This is a genomic window from Saccharospirillum sp. (genome assembly GCF_040881935.1).
In the GTDB taxonomy this organism is placed as follows: domain Bacteria; phylum Pseudomonadota; class Gammaproteobacteria; order Pseudomonadales; family Natronospirillaceae; genus Saccharospirillum.
Map to the genome: position 1 here is coordinate 1 of NZ_JBBECH010000086.1, position 1897 is coordinate 1897.

A 1897-nucleotide genomic window follows, 5' to 3' on the forward strand; every position below is an offset into this window, starting at 1 on the left:
ATCGACGAAATGACGCTCGCCAAGGACGCGGCGATTCGCGAGGACGAGGAGCGCGCCGTGCGCCTCGGCGTGCCGATGGCCGAGTATCTGGCCGATCCGTGCCCCGAACCATCGCTCACCAGCGGCATCGCGCACCGGCTCATCACGCAATCGGCGCTGCATGCTTGGCACGCGCACCCGCGCCTGAATCCAGACTACCGGCCAGAGCAAGACGATGTTCTCGACGCCGGCAGCCTCGCGCATGCGCTGCTGCTCGAAGGCGAGGCGGGCCTGGCAATCATCGAGGCCGATGACTGGCGCACCAAGGCCGCGAAAGAGGCTCGCGAGGCGGCGCATGAGGCCGGACTGATTCCCGTGCTCGCCCGCAAGCTCGAACCCGCGCGCAGGATGGCCGAGATTGCACGCGCGGCGCTCGCCAACTGCGGCGATCTTCCGATGCCGCTCGCGGCATTCGACGCCGAAGTCACGCTGCAATGGCTGGAGCCGGTCGGCATCTGGTGCCGCGCACGCGCTGATTTGATGCGCAAAGATCGTCGCGTGATCGTGGACTATAAAACCACGGGCGGCAGCGCGTCACCCGATGCCTGGATTCGCAATCAGATGATCCCGCTCGGCTACGACCTGCAGGCCGCGTTCTACCAGCACGGCAACGCGCGCACGGCAGGCCCGGAGCTCGCGCAGTTCATTTTCTGCGTACAGGAGAACTACCCGCCGTATGCCGTGTCGTTCGTCGGCCTCGCGCCCGCCATGTGGGATATCGCCGAGCGCAAGCGCGACTACGCGGTGCAGCTCTGGGCGTCCTGTATGAAGTCGAAGAAGTGGCCGTGCTACCCGAACCGCATCGCGTACTCGGAGCCGATGCTGTATCAGCTCGCGCAGGCAGAAGCCTACACGACGCAGGCGAGAGATGGCATCGACGAAATGCTTGAGAGGGCAACCGTATGAGCGAGAATTTCAGCTTCCGGCCGGCGGTGCGCGAGAACGTAGGGCTGCTCATCGGCCTCGCCGGCGCAAGCGGATCTGGTAAGACTTACACCGCGATGCGGCTCGCGAAGGGCATCTGCGGCGACAAGCCCTTTGCGGTCATCGATACCGAAGCTGGGCGCGCCAAGCATTACGCCGACGCCTTCCGCTTCGACCACGGCGACCTGAAGCCGCCGTTTTCTCCTCTCGCCTACGCCGAGGCCATCCGCGCGGCAGACGAAGCAGGCTATCCGGTTATCGTCGTCGATTCCGTCTCACATGAGCACGCGGGCGACGGTGGACTGCTCGACATGCACGAAGCCGAACTCGAACGCATGGCAGGAGACGACTGGAAAAAGCGCGAGGCCGTCAAGATGGCCGCCTGGATCAAGCCGAAGGCCGGCCACAAGCGCTTTGTTTCGAAGCTCCTCCAAGTACGCGCGCACCTGATCCTGTGCTTCAGGGCCGAAGAGAAGATCGAAATGGTGCGCGGCGAAACCGGCAGAATGGAAGTCCGCAAGAAACAGACCTCGACCGGCCTCGACGGCTGGTGTCCGATCAGCGAAAAGAATCTGCCGTATGAACTCACGGCGTCATTTCTGCTGCTCGCCTCGCGTCCCGGCTATCCAATGCCGATCAAGTTGCAGGAGCAGCACAAGGCGCTGTTCCCGCTCGATGCGCCTATCGACGAGACATCAGGCCGCAAGCTCGCCGACTGGGCCAAAGGCTCGCCGCAGCCGGGGGACCGCCAAGGTTCCTCCGCCCTACGTAGCACCGAGGCATCCCCGGCTGCCGGCGACCAGGATGAAGCGATCGACGAGGCGCAGCTCGCCGACCTGCGCGCGCTGCTGGAAGAGATCAAGGACGGCGAGGCGCGCTTCAAGCGCCAGGCGAAGGTCGAGCGCATCTCGCTCCTGAAGCGCTCGGAATTCCC

The 1897-nt window shown here is 64.7% G+C and carries 2 protein-coding genes; both read left to right on the plus strand.

Annotated elements, in window-relative coordinates; translation table 11 throughout:
- Positions 1 to 945: PD-(D/E)XK nuclease-like domain-containing protein (locus WEB54_RS15940; RefSeq protein ID WP_368056697.1), on the plus strand; the 945-nt coding region annotated here is incomplete at its 5' end.
- Positions 942 to 1897: AAA family ATPase (locus tag WEB54_RS15945; RefSeq protein WP_368056698.1), on the plus strand; the 956-nt coding region annotated here is incomplete at its 3' end. The genes WEB54_RS15940 and WEB54_RS15945, both read left to right, overlap by 4 nt.